Source organism: Enterobacter sp. CFEC122 (assembly GCF_052983755.1).
Map to the genome: position 1 here is coordinate 1 of NZ_JBRIQR010000140.1, position 445 is coordinate 445.

Annotated in this window: 1 pseudogene; it reads right to left on the reverse strand. The window is 35.3% G+C overall.

From position 1 onward, the window contains the following. A pseudogene (locus ACVCAM_RS26510) lies at window positions 1-266 on the reverse strand (type III restriction endonuclease subunit R); the annotation flags it as partial. Window positions 267-445 lie beyond the last annotated feature (179 nt).

A 445-nucleotide genomic window follows, 5' to 3' on the forward strand; every position in this document is an offset into this window, starting at 1 on the left:
ATATCCGTTATTATTAGTACACGGTGTGTAGGGTTTAGTAGAAACTCAATCATATCCTCATGAACATTTTTTGATGTTACTGATGTGATTAGTTTTGCCACTTCACCTAAATCTTTTGCGGTCTGCTGTGTAAGATGTAATGTACCCTGCACAACAATATAGTTATCTGGTGTTCGTAAAATTTGCTGTACCAACGAGTGTGTTTTACCACTACCACAATCACCGCTGATAAACTTCATTTTATTTTTCGATAAATAGTTATACATTATATAATATCTCCATATATTTTATGGCACTACCTCCACGTAGTGCCTTTTTTATTAAATTTTGTTGGCGTGTTCTAATAGTGCCGCACTTAGTTTTTCATATTCCTTATACTTCTCAGCGAGTTCTATCAAACGTGCCTTACGCCACTTCATATGTACTTCATGTGCTTCAAGTTCTG